The 16,265-nt window shown below is 59.1% G+C and carries 12 protein-coding genes and 1 tRNA gene; all 13 read left to right on the top strand.

The annotated features are described in order from the left end of the window. Window positions 1–49 precede the first annotated feature (49 nt). The 13 genes from PFZ56_RS23560 (at window position 50) to tssK (ending at window position 16,261) form a co-directional block, all read left to right on the top strand. Window positions 50–125, top strand: a tRNA-Gly gene (locus PFZ56_RS23560). Window positions 126–1,818: 1,693 nt separating this feature from the next. Continuing rightward, window positions 1,819–3,375 carry a type VI secretion system protein TssA gene (gene tssA, locus PFZ56_RS23555; RefSeq protein WP_170004025.1) on the top strand — a complete coding sequence of 519 codons (1,557 nt, stop codon included), beginning with the start codon at window positions 1,819–1,821 and terminating at the stop codon, window positions 3,373–3,375. 32 nt (window positions 3,376–3,407) lie between these two features. Next, a complete protein-coding gene (gene tssB / locus PFZ56_RS23550) occupies window positions 3,408–3,911 on the top strand; it encodes a type VI secretion system contractile sheath small subunit (protein ID WP_102864948.1) in 504 nt (167 codons plus the stop codon). A 26-nt stretch (window positions 3,912–3,937) separates the two neighbouring features. Beyond that, the gene (tssC, locus tag PFZ56_RS23545; protein WP_102864949.1) at window positions 3,938–5,413 is read left to right on the top strand and encodes a type VI secretion system contractile sheath large subunit; all 1,476 of its coding nucleotides are present in this window, start codon (window positions 3,938–3,940) and stop codon (window positions 5,411–5,413) included. A gap of 14 nt (window positions 5,414–5,427) precedes the next feature. Beyond that, entirely contained in the window at window positions 5,428–5,835 is a 408-nt protein-coding gene (gene tssE / locus PFZ56_RS23540) for a type VI secretion system baseplate subunit TssE (RefSeq protein ID WP_102881492.1), read from the top strand. A gap of 196 nt (window positions 5,836–6,031) precedes the next feature. Further along, the gene (gene tssF / locus PFZ56_RS23535) at window positions 6,032–7,819 is read left to right on the top strand and encodes a type VI secretion system baseplate subunit TssF (RefSeq protein ID WP_110653589.1); all 1,788 of its coding nucleotides are present in this window, start codon (window positions 6,032–6,034) and stop codon (window positions 7,817–7,819) included. Continuing rightward, window positions 7,783–8,790, top strand: a complete 1,008-nt coding sequence (tssG, locus tag PFZ56_RS23530; protein ID WP_102881490.1) for a type VI secretion system baseplate subunit TssG — start codon at window positions 7,783–7,785, stop codon at window positions 8,788–8,790. Before tssF ends, tssG begins: the two co-directional genes overlap by 37 nt. Window positions 8,791–8,803: 13 nt before the next feature. Further along, complete coding sequence (tssH, locus tag PFZ56_RS23525) at window positions 8,804–11,446, top strand: type VI secretion system ATPase TssH (protein ID WP_394304473.1); 2,643 nt, start codon at window positions 8,804–8,806, stop codon at window positions 11,444–11,446. Window positions 11,447–11,456: 10 nt separating this feature from the next. Then, on the top strand, window positions 11,457–12,974 hold the full coding sequence (locus PFZ56_RS23520) for a sigma-54-dependent Fis family transcriptional regulator (protein WP_110596735.1): 1,518 nt from the start codon (window positions 11,457–11,459) through the stop codon (window positions 12,972–12,974). Between the two features lie 92 nt (window positions 12,975–13,066). Next, window positions 13,067–13,207, top strand: a complete 141-nt coding sequence (locus PFZ56_RS23515) for a type VI secretion protein (protein ID WP_102864953.1) — start codon at window positions 13,067–13,069, stop codon at window positions 13,205–13,207. Between the two features lie 17 nt (window positions 13,208–13,224). Then, entirely contained in the window at window positions 13,225–14,421 is a 1,197-nt protein-coding gene (tagH, locus tag PFZ56_RS23510) for a type VI secretion system-associated FHA domain protein TagH (RefSeq protein WP_170004029.1), read from the top strand. Window positions 14,422–14,426: 5 nt separating this feature from the next. Further along, window positions 14,427–14,930, top strand: coding sequence for a type VI secretion system lipoprotein TssJ (gene tssJ / locus PFZ56_RS23505; protein WP_102864955.1), 504 nt, complete (start codon window positions 14,427–14,429; stop codon window positions 14,928–14,930). Further along, window positions 14,930–16,261 (top strand): type VI secretion system baseplate subunit TssK, encoded by a 1,332-nt coding sequence (gene tssK / locus PFZ56_RS23500; protein ID WP_170004031.1) that lies wholly within the window; start codon window positions 14,930–14,932, stop codon window positions 16,259–16,261. The genes tssJ and tssK overlap by 1 nt, the downstream gene beginning before the upstream one ends. The last annotated feature ends 4 nt before the right edge of the window (window positions 16,262–16,265 follow it).

Below are 16,265 nucleotides of genomic sequence, written 5' to 3'. Positions count from 1 at the left end.
GGCTTGACGCGCATTCGGATTTCTATAGAATGCGCAACACCAAGACGATGCGGGAATAGCTCAGTTGGTAGAGCACGACCTTGCCAAGGTCGGGGTCGCGAGTTCGAGTCTCGTTTCCCGCTCCAAATATAGCGTTGTAGAATTCAGTCGATTTCTACTACGATCGAAAAAAGGACCTACGGGTCCTTTTTTCGTTTCTGTGGTTTTCACTCAAATCCAGCATTATCCAGTGCGTTTAAGTCCAGAATTGAGTACGTTTCAAACGCTCAAATCTGGTCAAGTGCTGAATACGGTTTGTTGTCGGCGCATACCGATTTAGGTTATCCCCGCCCATCAACTCAATCGGACCTTGCGTGGGAAATCGCCCCACCGCGGGATCAGTCTTACTGAAGGTTCTGTAGTTCAGTCCTCTTTCCCAAACGTGATCCCCCCTGAAAACACAGATTCTGCTCCATCCGATTCTGCGATAACGTTCTCCTCATGCTTTGTAGTACGCGCGACACCTCGAGTCCTCCGACATCGGTCATTTCCTGCGGTGTGCCGATCTGGTTGGTATGGAAGTTGTAGGTCTGGCTGGGAAGGCCGAGGGCGTTTTCGATGCGCGGCTGATCAGATTGCCTCATGGCCAAGTTTCTCGCTGGCATAGCGGGTCATGCATTTACCGCAGTCGCCGATTTCGATGATTGTTGATCAGGCTGTGGATGCCTTCACCGTCCAGGCCGAACTACAAGAACGCCGGTTGGTTGAGTAGGCTTTTCAGCTCGACATTAGGCTCTGTCCGAACGAAGGTCAGGCAAGGCGAAAGTGGCCGAGGAACGGCCGGGGTCGCGTTCGACTTTACTGGGTGTAAATGAGCATTCCGATCGGACTCGCGCACGAGACCGTTTTCAACGCAGCATCACCGAGTATCAAGGGGTTTCGTACAAAGCCTAGGGTTGTCCGAAATCAGCTCGATACGGATCGCATACAGCTCGCAGATGGCTTCGCAACCCTTGAAGACCAGCCCCTTGAAGTCGTGGCGAACGGCAGGGATGGACAGCACAAAATGTGCAGTGTCGACTGACGCGAACATAGACTCATCCTTAAGCTTTAGAGAGGCCAGACCCGCACCTTGCCTGGCTCGGATGCAAGATGGCGCTCAATCTGGCAAAGCGTGAGCAAACGCTAATATGAGACCGATCTGTAAAGTCAGTTGAAACTTCTGAGCCTAAAAGTTGCCCTCAATTAAGAACGGTGATGTTTAGGCCTAGGGCTCCGCCCTGCATTCAAACGCCATGACCAAACAACACATCAGGACCATCTTGGGTAAGCAAAAACATAGCCAATGTCCGGTGCTACAACAACGCAAAGCCAGCACTCTCATAAGCAATTTCCATTTTTTTTGGAAGCTGTTGTACCGCTATTTCAGGGAGTTACACCTTGAGCCGAGTGTTCCTCTTGTTGGACGCGACCTTGAAAGGAGGTTGTGTTTTGGTTTCTAAGTAATTTTCTTATGTTATTGATAAACATGAACTAATTATATTTTTCTCTCGGTGCGCCGTTAGCTGAATAAGGTTGTCTCGCCTCGATTTTACTTTTTGATACAGCATGGTTAATGGAGGTATATATCTGTGGCAATGCATCGTGACGGCACTGCATGAGCGAAAAGGCCGGTAACAAAGGTCCTGGCGCGGAGTGCGCTTGTAGGAAAAATTGAAACTTTAAGGGAATTATTCTCGTAAGTTTAGGATTTTTCTTAAATTAATACTTATGGGTTAGGGGGTATATTTTTAAAGCACTAGCCATTTGTTCTGCGGCAAAGCTTTAAACAGGTCATGGATGAACTACTCAAATAAACTGTCTGCTCATTATCTTGAGATCGCCAAAGTCTCTATTTCCAAAGAGAGTTTTGCGGGCGCGGATGTTCGCTTTTCGAGTGAATACGAAGCCCTTGAAAACGAGTTGGCCAAAGCCCAGTCCATGCATGAAAGCGGTCAGATCGACTGGCTGAAAGTTCTTGAAAACAGTGAAAACCTGCTACGTGTGCAGTCCAAGGATCTGCGGGTGGCCGCCTGGCTCACTTGGGCGCTGTATCAGCGCGAGTCCTTCGCAGGATTGCTGGCGGGTTCCAGCCTCTTGCAGTACCTGTGTGAACAGCATTGGGTCGAGGTCCACCCCAATAAACTGCGTACCCGTGGTGCCGCCATCAGTTGGCTGGTGCCTCGACTGGAGCAGGCGTTAAGCGAAAACATCGCGATCAAGGAACAGTTACCGCTGTTTCGTCGATTGGTGCTGAATCTGGAAAAGCTTGATGCAGTACTGACCCAGCATCTTGGCGATGACGCTCCTTTGTTGCTGCCCATCTGTCGGCGGCTGTCGAGCATGATCCAGCGTGCCGTCGAGCATCAGCCAGAGCCCGGCGCCGTCGGCACGGTGGTAGCACAGGTCAAGCAGGCAGCGACCCAGCTCTTCTCATCGGCCTCGTCGATCGATAACGAAAAGGATGCTCAGAGGATCCTGCGTGCGCTGCAGGAGCATGCCCGACCTCTGTGCGCCTGGTGGCTCAAGCAGAAGGCTACCGACGTGCGCTCCCTGCGCCTGAACCGCACCATGCTGTGGTTGCCTATCGATAGTGTCCCGGAGCGTAACGCTGAACAGGTCACGGCATTGCGAGGGCTGCCTGGGGACAAACTCAAGGCTTACCAGGAACGCTTTGCCGGTGGTCAGTTCGCTGATTTGTTGCTGGAGCTCGAAGCCAGCCTGTCCAGGGCACCCTTTTGGTTCGACGGGCAGCGCATGGTCTGGGAGTGCTTGCAAGCGTTGAACGCCGATCAGGCCATGCGTGAAGTCGAATTTCACTTTGCGCTCTTGCTGCAGCGTCTACCGGGAGTGGTGGAGTTGCGCTTTCACGACGGCACTCCCTTCGCCGATCCGGCCACTCGAAGCTGGATCAGCGCCCATGTCATGCCTCACCTATCCGCCACCAGTGCACCGCGTCAGGTCGACGCCAGTTCCAGCCAGCCAATTTGGGAGGAGGCCCTGGAAGAGGTCTTGCCGATCCTGCGCAAGGATGGCCTCAAGGCGGCGGTACAAGTACTCAAGCCAGGCCTGCAGAGTGCGCGTGGCGGTCGCGTGAGGTTCTTCTGGCATTTCAGCCTGGCGCGGCTGTGTTTCATCGCCAAGAAGTACGAGCTGGCCAAGACCCAGCTGGAAACCCTTGATCAAGAATTGCAGAACTCAGGCTTGCACGCCTGGGAGCCGGATCTTGCGTTGGAAGTGCTGCACCTCCTGCATAGCTGCTGTGAGTTGTTGCCGCAGAACCACGCAGTGCGAGAACGCAAGGAAGAGATTTATCGCAGGCTGTGCCATCTCGACCTCGAGGTGGTACTCGAATAGGCCCACGGGCCGACAATCGCAAGGAAAGGACCATGGCCAAAGAAGGCTCTGTAGCCCCTAAGGAACGCATCAACGTCACCTTCAAACCCGCGACCGGCGGAGCTCAGGAGGAGATTGAGCTACCGCTGAAACTGCTGGCGATCGGCGATTACACCCAGCGTCCGGATGAACGCAAGGTGGAAGATCGCAAGCCGATCAGTATCGACAAAATGACCTTCGACGAAGTCTTGGCCAAGCAGGATCTGAGTCTGACGCTCAGCGTGCCTAACCGTCTTCAGGAGGACAGTGACGCTGATGAGCTGGCGGTCAGTCTGCGGGTCAGCTCGATGAAGGACTTCAACCCGGCCAGCTTGGTAGAGCAGGTGCCCGAGTTGAAAAAGCTGATGGAGCTGCGCGATGCCTTGGTGGCACTCAAGGGGCCTCTGGGTAATGCCCCTGCGTTTCGCAAAGCCATCGAAGGCGTTCTCGCCGACGACGAATCCCGCGTTCGCGTGCTCGGTGAGCTTGGCCTGAACGCCGCCGCCCCAGACGCCTGACCCATCAGACAAGGAAGCCACAACACATGACTACCCGTGCCGCGCAACACCAAAGTAACGAGAGCAGCGAGTACAGCATTCTCGACGGCATCATCGCCGAAACCCGTCTGACTCCGAACGACGAAGCCTACGATATCGCCAAGCGCGGAGTGTCAGCCTTCATCGAGGAGCTGCTCAAACCGCAGAACAGCGGCGAGCCGGTCAAGAAGGCCATGGTCGATCGCATGATCGCCGAGATCGATGCCAAGCTCAGCCAGCAGATGGATGAGATTCTCCACCACGAAGACTTTCAGTCGCTGGAGTCTGCCTGGCGGGGGCTGCAGTTACTGGTGGAGCGCACCAATTTCCGTGAAAACATCAAGATAGAAATCCTCAACGTCTCCAAGCAGGACCTGCTGGACGACTTCGAAGATTCGCCGGAAGTGATGCAGGCCGGCCTTTACAAACACATCTACACCGCGGAGTACGGTCAGTTTGGTGGCCAGCCAGTCGGCGCGATCATCGCCAACTACTTCATGTCGCCCAGTTCTCCCGACGTGAAGTTGATGCAGTACGTCTCCAGCGTTGCCTGCATGTCACATGCGCCGTTCATTGCCGCCGCAGGCCCGAACTTCTTTGGCCTGGAAAGCTTCACCGGCCTGCCGGACCTGAAGGATCTGAAGGATCATTTCGAAGGCCCGCAATTTGCCAAGTGGCAGAGCTTCCGGCAATCGGAAGACTCTCGCTACATTGCCCTGACCTTGCCGCGGTTCCTGCTGCGCAATCCCTATGATCCGGAAGAAAACCCGGTCAAGTCCTTCGTCTACAAGGAAACCGTTGCCAACAACCACGAGCACTACCTGTGGGGCAACACCGCATATGCGTTCGGCACCAAGTTGACCGACAGCTTCGCCAAGTTCCGCTGGTGCCCGAACATCATCGGTCCGCAGAGCGGTGGCGCGGTGGAAGACTTGCCGCTGCACCATTTCGAAAGCATGGGTGAAATCGAAACCAAGATCCCGACTGAAGTGCTGGTTTCAGATCGTCGTGAGTATGAACTGGCCGAGGAGGGCTTCATCTCCCTGACCATGCGCAAGGGCAGTGACAACGCCGCGTTCTTCTCTGCCAACTCGGTACAGAAGCCGAAGTTCTTTGGCATCAGCGCTGAAGGCAAGACGGCGGAGCTGAACTACAAGCTTGGCACCCAACTGCCCTACATGATGATCGTCAACCGCCTGGCTCACTACCTGAAGGTGCTGCAGCGTGAACAGCTCGGCTCATGGAAGGAGCGTACCGATCTTGAGCTGGAGCTCAATAAATGGATCCGTCAGTACGTGGCTGACCAGGAAAACCCCAGTGCCGAAGTCCGTGGCCGTCGTCCGCTGCGCGCTGCGCAGATCATCGTCAGCGATGTGGAAGGCGAGCCGGGCTGGTATCGCGTGAGCCTGAACGTGCGCCCGCACTTCAAGTACATGGGGGCCGACTTCACGCTTTCTCTGGTTGGCAAACTGGATAAAGAGTAACCGGGAGCCAGGTCATGAGCGGATACGGCAGCCTGTTTGAACGCCTGAGCGCAGAGGCCGACCAGCGTGTCGGCTGGAGCCGCGAGGTCGGCGCGATGGCATCGGTGGCTGCCCATCTGGGCAAGATGCTCAGCACCCGTGCGGGGAGCGTGCAAACGCTTTCCGACTACGGGTTGCCCGATCTCAACGACATGCGCTTGAGCTTGCACGATGCCCTGAGCCAGGCCCGCTTGGCCATCGAGCACTTCATCGAAGCCTACGAGCCGCGGCTCAGTCAGGTGCGTGTCGTTTCTCTGCCGCGTGATCATGACCCGCTCAAGCTGGCGTTCAGCATTGAAGGTTTGCTTGAGGTGGAAGGGATCAAGCGTCAGGTCAGTTTTTCCGCCTGCCTGGATGGCAGCGGGCAAGTCAAGGTCAGTTAAGGAGACGACGATGACAGCAAACCACGCAGTCTGCACCAGCCGGGTTGTTGGCTGCCCAGGCCACGACCTTTGTTGGCTATCCGGTACGCGTCGCGAACACGGCAAGGATCTTTGGAGAGTGGGGTAACGCGGCGCGGCTACTGGCAACGCGTTCCACCGCAGTGATCCATGACTCTTACTACCAGGCACTGAGCCCATGTCCTTTAACCACTACTACCAAAGTGAGCTTACCGCGCTGCGCCAGCTGGGCCGTCGTTTCGCCGAGCGCAGTCCGGCCTTGGCACCTTTTCTGGGGGAGGCCGGACGAGACCCGGATGTGGAGCGCCTGCTCGAAGGGTTTGCGTTTCTGACGGGACGTCTGCGCCAGAAGCTCGACGACGAACTGCCCGAGCTGAGCCACTCGCTGATGCACCTGCTGTGGCCGAACTACATGCGGCCATTGCCGGCGTTCAGCATCTTGCAGTTCGATCCCCTGCAGCAGTCCGGACCCGCCCAGCGCATACCGCGAGATACGCCGGTAGAGAGCAAGCCCATCGATGATGTCTGCTGCCGATTTCGCACCTGCTATCCGACCGACGTGCTGCCTCTGGACCTGACGGCATTGAGTTACTCGGTCAAGGGTGACGGTGCACTGTTGAGCCTGCGTCTGGAAATGAGTTGCGACGGTCATATTGGTGAACTGAACCTGGAGCGTCTGCGCCTGCACCTGGCCGGTGAGCGCTACATCAGTCAGATGCTTTACCTCAGCCTGCTGCGCAACCTTGAGGGCATCGAGCTGGTGCCGTTGGGGGTGGACGGCGAGCCGCTGGCCGGAGTCAACGGCGTTGGGATGTCCTTCAAGATACCGGGCAATCGTGTACAGCCTGTGGGCTTTGCTGAAGAAGAGGCCTTGATCCCGTACCCGCTGAATACCTTCCGCGGGTATCGCTATTTGCAGGAGTATTTTGCGCTCCAGGATAAGTTCCTGTTTGTCGATCTCAGTGGTCTGGATCTGCTGCAGAGGTTGGCGCAAGACATCCTTCAGCGCATGCACGGTTTGGAGTTGCGCTTCGATATTCGCAACAGTGGGGTGCAACGTCTGCGTCCGACACTGGACAACGTGAAGCTCTACTGCACGCCTATCGTCAACCTGTTCAAGCACGATGCCTTGCCGATTCGTCTGGACGGCAAGCAGGACGAGTACCTGCTGCTGCCTGCCAAGTACGAACTGGAACATTGCGGTGTATTTTCCATTGAGAGCGTCACCGGCTGGAAGCCGGGCGGCCTGGGTTATCAGGCGTATGTACCCTTCGAGTCGTTCGAGCATGATCCGAGTTTCGACGTGCCCCACAGCCGTCCGCACTACAGCATTCGCCAGCGCTCATCGTTGCTGCACGACGGCCTCGATACCTACCTGAGCTTCGGTATCCGTCACACCGATGCTCAGGAAACCCTGTCGATCGAGCTGATGTGCACCAACCAGAACCTGCCGCGTCGGCTCAAGCTCGGCGACATCAACCAGTTGTGCGAGGAAACCCCGGAGTTTCTCAGCTTCCGCAATATCACACCGGTCACGTCGAGCTACGCGCCGCCGCTGAACCGCGATTTTCTGTGGAAGCTCATCAGCAACATGTCGCTCAACTATCTGTCGCTGGCCAACGTCGATGCGTTGAAGGTGATCCTCGAAACCTACGATTTGCCACGCTACTACGACCAGCATCTGGAGAAGGTCAGCAAGCGTTTACTGGGCGGGCTCAAGTCGATACGTCACGAGCACGTCGACCGCCTGCACCGAGGCTTGCCGCTGCGTGGATTGCGCACCGAGCTGAGTATCGATCCCCAAGGCTATATCGGTGAAGGCGACCTGTTCGTTTTCGCGTCGGTTCTTAACGAGTTTTTTGCTCTTTACGCCAGTCTCAATTCCTACCATGAGCTGCGGGTAAAAAGTACACAGGGAGAGGTGTACAAATGGGCTCCACGCATGGGGCTGCAGCCCCTGCTTTAAGCAGACTGAGCACGGTAATACGAGAGTATTCGCTGTTTCAGGCCGTACTGTTGGTCGTCGATCGCTTGCGTGATGCCCATCCGTACCTGAGTGAAGAGGAACTCTACGATCAGTTGGAGTTCCAGGCCAATCCGAGCCTGGGTTTCCCTGGCAGCGATGTTGATCGCGTGGAGTTTTTTGAAGAGCGCGGCCAGATGCGTGCACGTTTGCGTTTCAACCTGATCGGGTTGTTCGGCGCGGGCTCGCCCTTGCCGGCCTTCTATGGCGAGCAGGCCCTGGGCGATGGCGAGGAGGGCAACCCGACACGCAACTTCCTCGATCTGTTCCATCACCGCCTGCAACGCCTGATGCTGCCGATCTGGAGTAAATACCGCTACCGCGCCAGCTTCAAGAGTGGTGCCCTGGACCCGTTTTCAGCTCAGTTATTTGCCTTGATCGGCCTGGGTGGCGAAGAGATCCGCAAGGCCAAGGAACTGAACTGGAAACGCTTGCTGCCATACCTGGGATTGCTCAGCTTGCGCGCCCATTCGGCGGCGCTGATCGAGGCGGTGCTGCGCTACTACTTCAAGCACGCAGACCTGGTGATCGAGCAGTGCATCGAGCGCCGGGTAGAGATTCTCGACGAGCAGCGCAATTGCCTGGGGCAGGCCAACAGCCTGCTCGCTGAGGACCTGGTACTGGGTGAGCGGGTGCGCGACCGCAGCGGCAAGTTCCGCATTCATATCAGCCAGCTCGACTGGCAACGCTTCCACGAATTCCTGCCGATCGGATTCGGTTACCAGCCCTTGTGCGCGCTGGTGCGGTTCACCCTGCGCGATCCGCTGGACTACGACATTCGCCTGGTGCTGCGCCAGGAGGAAATCCGCGAACTGTGCATCGGTGAACAGAACACCTGTCGTCTGGGGTGGACCAGTTGGCTCGGTCATGAAAAGGCCGACGGCGTGGTGACCTTGGGCAGCAAAATTCATTAAGGACAGATGACCCATGATCAACCTAGACCTGCAACAACTTATCCAGGCACTGGACGCTGAAACCCGCCGCGACCTGGAGCGTTCCGCTGAGCGCTGCGTCGCCCGTGGCGGCAACAAGGTGCTGGTCGAAGACCTGCTGCTGGGTTTGCTGGAGCGTCCCCAGGGTCTGCTTGCCCGGGCTTTGCAGGACGCGCAAGTCGAGGCCGGCGAGTTGATTGAGGCACTGCAATCGCAAGTCGGCGATGGCGGCTCGCGCAGCCCGGTGTTCGCTCCGGAATTGGTGCAGTGGCTGCAGGACGCATTACTGGTGGCCAATCTTGAACTGGGTCAAAGCCAGGTCGAGCAGGCGGCCTTGATTCTGGCCTTGCTGCGCAACCCGATGCGTTATGCCGGCAGTCGCTACCAGCCGTTGCTGGCGAAACTGAACATTGAGCGCTTGAAGGATTTTGCCCTGTCACAAGAGGACCGAACCTCCGGCGGCGGGCCGGCGGCAGTGGGGGAGTCGCTGTTGCAGCGTTTCACTCATAACCTCACCCAACAGGCGCGAGACGGCCAACTCGACCCGGTGCTGTGCCGCGACGATGCGATCCGGCAGATGGTCGACATCCTCGCCCGTCGCCGCAAGAACAACCCGATTGTGGTCGGTGAGGCCGGTGTCGGGAAAACCGCGGTCGTCGAAGGCCTGGCCTCGCGCATCGCCGCCGGAGAAGTACCGCCCGTGCTCAAGGACATTGAGCTGCTCTCGCTGGACATGGGGCTGCTGCAAGCGGGCGCCAGCGTCAAAGGTGAATTCGAGCGGCGCCTCAAAGGGGTGATTGACGAGGTCAAAGCCTCGCCCAAACCGATCATCCTGTTCATTGATGAGGCTCATACACTGATCGGCGCGGGTGCTAATGCCGGAGGCTCCGATGCGGCCAACCTGCTCAAGCCGGCCCTGGCCCGTGGTGAGCTGCGTACCATTGCGGCCACCACCTGGAGCGAATACAAAAAATACTTCGAGAAAGATCCGGCCCTGGCCCGGCGTTTCCAACCCGTGCAATTGCACGAACCCACCGTTGCCGAGGCGGTGACTATTCTGCGAGGCCTGGCCCAGGTCTATGAGAAGAGCCACGGTATCTACCTGCGTGATGACGCAGTGGTGGCCGCCGCCGAGCTCTCGGCCCGCTACCTCGCCGGGCGCCAGTTGCCGGACAAGGCCGTCGATGTCCTCGACACCGCCTGTGCCCGGGTTCGCATCAGCCTTGCAGCGGCGCCTGAGCGTCTGGAGCGTCTGCGTGGCGAGTGTGCTGAGGGACGGCGTCAGTGCCAGGCTCTGCGGCGCGATGCCGAAGCCGGACTGAAGATCGACCAGGAGGTCCTGGACAGCCTGGAAGCGCGGCTGGCCGATGCCGCGGAGCAACAGCAGGCCCTGGAAACACTCTGGCATGAGCAACGCACATTGGCCGAGCGCCTGCTGCAGTTACGTGTGCAATTGGCCAGGGCCCGCGACGCCAGCCCCCTGCGCTCGACACAAGACAGCGAAGGCTCGCCGGATGCCGGCCGGGAGACTGATGTACAAGCCGGGCCTGGCGTGGTGGAGCTGGAGTCGGCGCTCAACGACACCCATCGCGCCCTGAGTGAGGCACAAACCCGGGAGCGCCTGGTCAGTTTCGAGGTGTGTCCACGCCTGGTGGCTGAAGTCATCAGCGCCTGGACCGGCGTACCGCTGGCGCAACTGGCCCGTGAGCACAACGCCAAGGTGGCGAGTTTCGCCACTGACCTGAGTGCCCGTATTCGCGGTCAGGACCAGGCGGTACAGGTTCTGGATCGTTCGATGCGTGCCGTGGCCGCAGGCCTGAATAAACCAGACGCACCAGTCGGCGTATTTCTCCTGGTGGGCCCCAGCGGTGTGGGCAAGACCGAAACCGCCCTGGCCCTGGCAGACCTGCTGTATGGCGGTGAGCGTTTCATCACCACCATCAACATGTCCGAGTTCCAGGAGAAACACACCGTTTCACGCTTGATTGGCGCTCCGCCGGGTTATGTCGGCTATGGCGAAGGCGGCATGCTCACCGAAGCGGTGCGGCAAAAACCCTACTCCGTGGTGCTGCTCGATGAAGTCGAGAAAGCCGATCCGGATGTGCTCAACCTGTTCTATCAGATCTTCGACAAGGGCGTAGCCAACGATGGCGAAGGGCGTGAGATCGATTTTCGCAACACGCTGATACTGATGACCTCGAACCTGGGCAGCGAGCGGATCAGCGCGCTATGCGAGAACGGCGAGCGCCCGAGTGTCGACACCCTGGAGCAGACGATCCGTCCGATATTGAGCAAGCATTTCAAACCGGCGCTGCTGGCACGTATGCGCGTGGTGCCTTACTACCCGGTGAGTGGCCCGGTGCTGCGTGAACTGATCGAAATCAAGCTGGCGCGACTGGGTGAGCGGCTGAACGCTCGGCAGCTGGAGTTCAGCCACTGCCAGGCGTTGGTCGATCACTTGGCCGAACGCTGTACTCAGAGCGAAAGCGGTGCACGCCTGATCGACTACTTGCTCGACCTGCACGTCCTGCCGTTGGTGGCCGACCGCCTGCTGGCGGCCATGGCCACCGGCGAGAACCTCAAACGTGTGTACGCAACGCTCGATAGCAGCGGTGGCGTGGCCTGCGAGTTCACCTGAGGTGGGCGTCATGTTCACTCGGGTGCCGCAGCCGCTGGCCTATGCAGAGGCACTGCTGGCGCAATTTTCCGCTTTGTCCCGGGCGGCGCAAGGCGCTGTGCTGCTTGAAGACTTTGTGCGAGGCGCAGCACAGCTCAGTGGCTGTGAACTGAGTCAGCTGTATCTGCTCGATGCCACCCATAGCTGCCTGCAACTGCGCGCCGAATGCCTCGGCGGCCTTTTACAACCGCGGGAAGTGATCAACCTGCCGAGCGATTACAGCGGTGAGCAACTGCTGCAGTTTGCCCTGTGCCAGAACCGGGTGGTGAGCCTGGTGGGTCTGAACCACAGCCTCCACGACACCAGCTTCCTGCCCGTGCACAGCGCTGCGTGGCAGTCACTGTTATGCGTACCGCTGGTCAACGCGCGCAAGGCTGTCGAAGGCTTGCTGTTGTGTGCCAGCCCGCAACAGCAAGACCTGCAAGCCTTTGCCCAGTCGTTGGGCCAACTGGGGGCGTTTGTCCTTGGACAATGGGCGTTGCTCCAGCGTTTGCGTCTGCCCGCGGGCGAGCCTGCGCCGCTTCTGCCCCCCGAGGTCATCACCAGTGGTTATGGCCTGATCGGCACCAGTCCGGCGATGCGCCAGGCCTATCAGTTGATCAGCAAGGTCCTGCACAGCCCTTACACCGTGTTGCTGCGTGGCGAAACCGGTACCGGCAAGGAAGTGGTGGCGCGTGCCATTCATGATTACGGCCCGCGTCGTTCCCAGGCATTTGTGGTGCAGAACTGCGCGGCGTTTCCGGAAAACCTGCTGGAAAGCGAGTTGTTCGGTTATCGCAAGGGGGCGTTCACGGGCGCTGACCGCGATCGCCCTGGACTGTTTGATGCAGCCAATGGCGGCACTTTGTTGCTGGACGAAATCGGCGACATGCCGCTGTCCCTGCAAGCCAAATTGCTTCGGGTCCTGCAGGACGGCGAGATCCGCCCGTTGGGCTCCAACGACACGCACACCATCGACGTGCGGATCATCGCCGCCACCCACCGCGATCTGGCGGCGCTGGTGGGCGAAGGCAAGTTCCGTGAGGACCTGTATTACCGCCTGGCTCAGTTCCCGATCGAGTTGCCGGCTTTGCGACAGCGTGAAGGCGACATTCTCGACCTGGCCCGGCATTTCGCCGACAAGGCCTGTGCCTTCCTGCAAAAGGACCCGGTGAGCTGGTCGCCGACGGCCCTCAATCATCTGTCCGGTTACGCCTTTCCAGGCAACGTGCGCGAGCTCAAGGGGCTGGTGGAGCGTGCAGTGCTGCTCTGTGAAGACGGTGAACTGATGGCCGAGCATTTCTCCCTGAACGTTGAAGTCATGCCCGAAGAGCCGGGTCTGAACCTGCGCGAGCAGTTGGAAAAAGTCGAACGCCACCTGTTGCTCGATTGCCTGCGCAAGAACGACGGCAATCAGACCCTGGCGGCCCGGGAGCTGGGATTGCCCCGTCGCACGCTGCTGTACCGCCTGGGGCGCCTGAACATCAATCTTGACGACTTTGTGGTCTAGCGAGGCATGCAGCCTTGGCTGGTTTTTCGTACTTCTGGGCGCGCCTGCAAGGGAGGGCGTTTTGTGCACTGTCTACCTATGGAGACCTTCTGATGTCTGTTCGTCACTGGCAAGCCGTCCTCTTGACCCTGGTTGTTGTGGTCGGCCTCGGCGCCTGCAGCGGCAATTACAAATTCAACGATGACACCTATCGCCCGCTGGGTGATCCGCAGGCGGTCAATCGCGGCAAGTGAGCGCAAGGAGCAGCATCATGGAACTGGTTTTTGAAGTGCTCAATGCCAAGCAATTCGTGCCGGCGGACTTGAGCAGCAAAACTTTCAGGCGGGCGGGTGGCACCATCGGCCGGGCAGAGGATTGCGAGTGGCAGATTCCGGATAGCAACCGTCATCTGTCCAACCATCATGCGCTGGTCAGCTATCGCGATGGCCAGTTTTTCCTCACCGATACCAGCAGCAACGGTATTCAGGACCGTGGCAGTGGCGCGCGTCTGCGCAAGGGCCAAGCCCAGCGTATCGAGCAGGGCAGTGTCTACCTGCTGGGGGATTTCGAGATCCGTGCACGCCTGGTGCAAGCCCCGGAGGCCTTCGCCGTTGAGGCCGGTCGTCCACAAGGGGCCGGCAGCATCATTCCGGATAACGCATTCATTGACCTCGACCCGCTCAACGCATTGGACCAGCAGGAACACAGTGGGGTAGAGCTTGACGAGCTGAGCGCGCTTGATGTGCCACACCAGGAGCCTGGGCAGCGAGCTGACTATGCCCGCATCGATAGGGAATGCCTGTTGGTCCCGGAACTGGTGGCCCACCCCGAGCCGCAGGCGCTACCCGAGCCCAAGGCGCCGGCCTGCCAAAGTGAGGCTTTCTGGGCGCGTTTTGGCGCGGTCCTGGGGGTGGATCTGCAGGCGCTCGATAACGATCAGCGCGAGGCCTTGGCAGTCAATGTCGCGGGGCTGTTCAAGCAGAGCATGGGGGGCTTGCAGCAGAGCTTGCGAACCCGTAGCGAGCTGAAAAACGAGCTGCGCCTGGCCCTCACCACGGCCCAGGGCAACAGTCAGAACCCGCTCAAGTTCGCCGTGGATTGCGAAGCGCTACTGGGCATCCTGCTGCTGGACCACAAGCCAGGGCAATTGTCTGCCGAGCAGGCGATTTCCCGCGCTTTTCGCGACCTGCAGGCGCACCAGGTGGCGCTGCTCAGCGCCAGCCGCGCCGCAGTGCGTAGCACCCTCGAACACTTTTCGCCGCAACAGCTGACGCTACGTTTCGAGCGCGATGGCCAGCAACCGTTGCTGGCGACTTCAGGTAGCCGCTGGCGAGCGTACCGCCGCTATCACCAGGTGCTGTGCCAGGACGACGACTGGAACGAGCGCCTGCTGGCGCGGGATTTTGCTCAGGCCTATGAAGAGCAGATCCGCCTGATCTCCACCCTCCACCTCGATGATCAAGGATGACCTGCATGTCTCGCCGTACCCACCCATTACTCAAGGCCCTGACGCTGCTCATGGCCTTGGCGCTGTTGACCGGCTGCGCATCGATGTCGCCGTATTCGACCCTGACCAAGCTGAACCTGAAGCTCAGTGCCAGCGACCGGCTCAACCCCGATCTCAATGGGCGTGCGTCGCCGATCGTGGTGCGGTTGATGGAACTCAAGCATCCCGTCGCGTTCGAGAACGCCGACTTTTTCAGTCTCTACGAGCGCGCCAGGGAGTCCCTGGCACCGGATCTGGTGGCCAGTGAAGAGCTGGAGTTGCGCCCGGGGGAAAGCCTCGAATTCAAGTTGCGGGTCGAGGACGGGAGCCGTTTCGTCGGCGTGCTTGCGGCTTATCGTGATTTGCCGGAAAGCCAGTGGCGTTATGTGGTGCAGCTCACCCCGCAGGAGGTGACCGAGGTCGGCCTGATCCTCGACCAGTCCGGCATCCGCAACAGCAACGATGTGTCCACCCAAGCGGATGACAATTGATGAACGTGCATAAAATCATTTGGCAGGAAGGCATGTTGCTGCGGCCTCAGCATTTCCAGCACAACGATCGTTACTACGATTACCAGATGAAAACCCGTACCCAGCTGCTGGGTTGTTACAGTTGGGGATTTCTGGCGCTGGAGATCGATCTGCAGTTTCTCAACATGGGCAAGCTGGTGATCAGCCGGGCCTCCGGTATCTTGCCGGACGGTAGCCTGTTCGAGCTGGGGGACGATACCGAGCCACTGGCCCTGGATGTACCGCCCAACACGGGGAGCACCCCGGTCTACCTGGCTTTGCCGCTGGTCACGGGCAACCACATCGAAGCGCGGCGCGCAGAGCAATCCGATGTGCTGGCGCGCTACATCGTCTACGAGGCGGAAATCGCCGACTCCAACGCCGGTGATGATTCCAGCAGCCAGCTCAGTTGTGCCCGTCCGGACTTCCGTCTGCTACTGGGCGAGCAGCAGAGCGGGCAGGCCTATGTGAAGTTGAAAGTCTGTGAAGTGCTGGATGCCACCTCCGATGGCGTGATCAGCCTCGATCCGGATTTCGTGCCGACCTTCCTGCACACCCATGCCAGCACCTATCTGCTTTCGTGCCTTAAAGAGATCATCAGCATGCTCAGTCATCGGGGGGACACCATCGCCGAGCGGATTCGCTCCAACGGCAAGGTCGGTGGTGCCGAGGTGGGCGACTTCATGATGCTGCAACTGATCAACCGCACCGAACTGCTGTTGCGCCATTACCTGGATCTTGAACATGTCCATCCGGAGGAGCTCTATCGCTCGCTGCTGGTCATGCTCGGGGAGCTGGCGACTTTCGCCAGTGACAGCAAGCGCCCTCGGCTGGACAGCCGCTATCAGCACAGCGACCAGGGGGCGAGCTTTCGCAAACTGATGGACGCCATTCGCCAGGTGCTGTCGATGGTGCTTGAGCAGCACGCCATCGAGCTGGTGCTGCAGGCCCGTCAGTACGGGGTGCTGGTGTCTCCGCTGCATGATCACAAGCTGTTGGAGTCGGCCTCGTTCGTGCTTGCGGCCAGTGCCAACTGCGACTCCGAAGAACTGCGTCATCGCTTGCCGTCGCACCTCAAGGTCGGGCCGGTGGAAAGCATTCGGCAACTGGTCAACCTGCATCTGCCGGGGATCAAGGTCCGGCCCTTGCCGGTGGCGCCGCGACAGATCGCATTCCACTCCAACAAGACCTATTTCATCCTCGACCTCAGTCCCGAGGACTTGGCGCAACTGGAGCGTTCGGGCGGTTTCGCCTTCCACGTCTCCGGTGAGTTCGCCGAGCTTGAACTGAAATTCTGGGCCATCAGGAACTGAACGA

Origin of the sequence: Pseudomonas danubii (assembly GCF_042980055.1) — a bacterium.
Taxonomy (GTDB): Bacteria; Pseudomonadota; Gammaproteobacteria; order Pseudomonadales; family Pseudomonadaceae; genus Aquipseudomonas; species Aquipseudomonas danubii.
Note: the sequence above shows the minus strand (reverse complement) of the source record. Positions and strands in the feature narration are given on the sequence as shown.

Excerpts from the sequence above, each read along its gene's own strand:
- tssA (WP_170004025.1), top strand. The coding sequence starts at position 1,819 with ATGAACTACTCAAATAAACTGTCTGCTCATTATCTTGAGATCGCCAAA.
- tssB (WP_102864948.1), top strand. The coding sequence starts at position 3,408 with ATGGCCAAAGAAGGCTCTGTAGCCCCTAAGGAACGCATCAACGTCACC.
- tssC (WP_102864949.1), top strand. The coding sequence starts at position 3,938 with ATGACTACCCGTGCCGCGCAACACCAAAGTAACGAGAGCAGCGAGTAC.
- tssE (WP_102881492.1), top strand. The coding sequence starts at position 5,428 with ATGAGCGGATACGGCAGCCTGTTTGAACGCCTGAGCGCAGAGGCCGAC.
- tssF (WP_110653589.1), top strand. The coding sequence starts at position 6,032 with ATGTCCTTTAACCACTACTACCAAAGTGAGCTTACCGCGCTGCGCCAG.
- tssG (WP_102881490.1), top strand. The coding sequence starts at position 7,783 with ATGGGCTCCACGCATGGGGCTGCAGCCCCTGCTTTAAGCAGACTGAGC.
- tssH (WP_394304473.1), top strand. The coding sequence starts at position 8,804 with ATGATCAACCTAGACCTGCAACAACTTATCCAGGCACTGGACGCTGAA.
- PFZ56_RS23520 (WP_110596735.1), top strand. The coding sequence starts at position 11,457 with ATGTTCACTCGGGTGCCGCAGCCGCTGGCCTATGCAGAGGCACTGCTG.
- PFZ56_RS23515 (WP_102864953.1), top strand. The coding sequence starts at position 13,067 with ATGTCTGTTCGTCACTGGCAAGCCGTCCTCTTGACCCTGGTTGTTGTG.
- tagH (WP_170004029.1), top strand. The coding sequence starts at position 13,225 with ATGGAACTGGTTTTTGAAGTGCTCAATGCCAAGCAATTCGTGCCGGCG.
- tssJ (WP_102864955.1), top strand. The coding sequence starts at position 14,427 with ATGTCTCGCCGTACCCACCCATTACTCAAGGCCCTGACGCTGCTCATG.
- tssK (WP_170004031.1), top strand. The coding sequence starts at position 14,930 with ATGAACGTGCATAAAATCATTTGGCAGGAAGGCATGTTGCTGCGGCCT.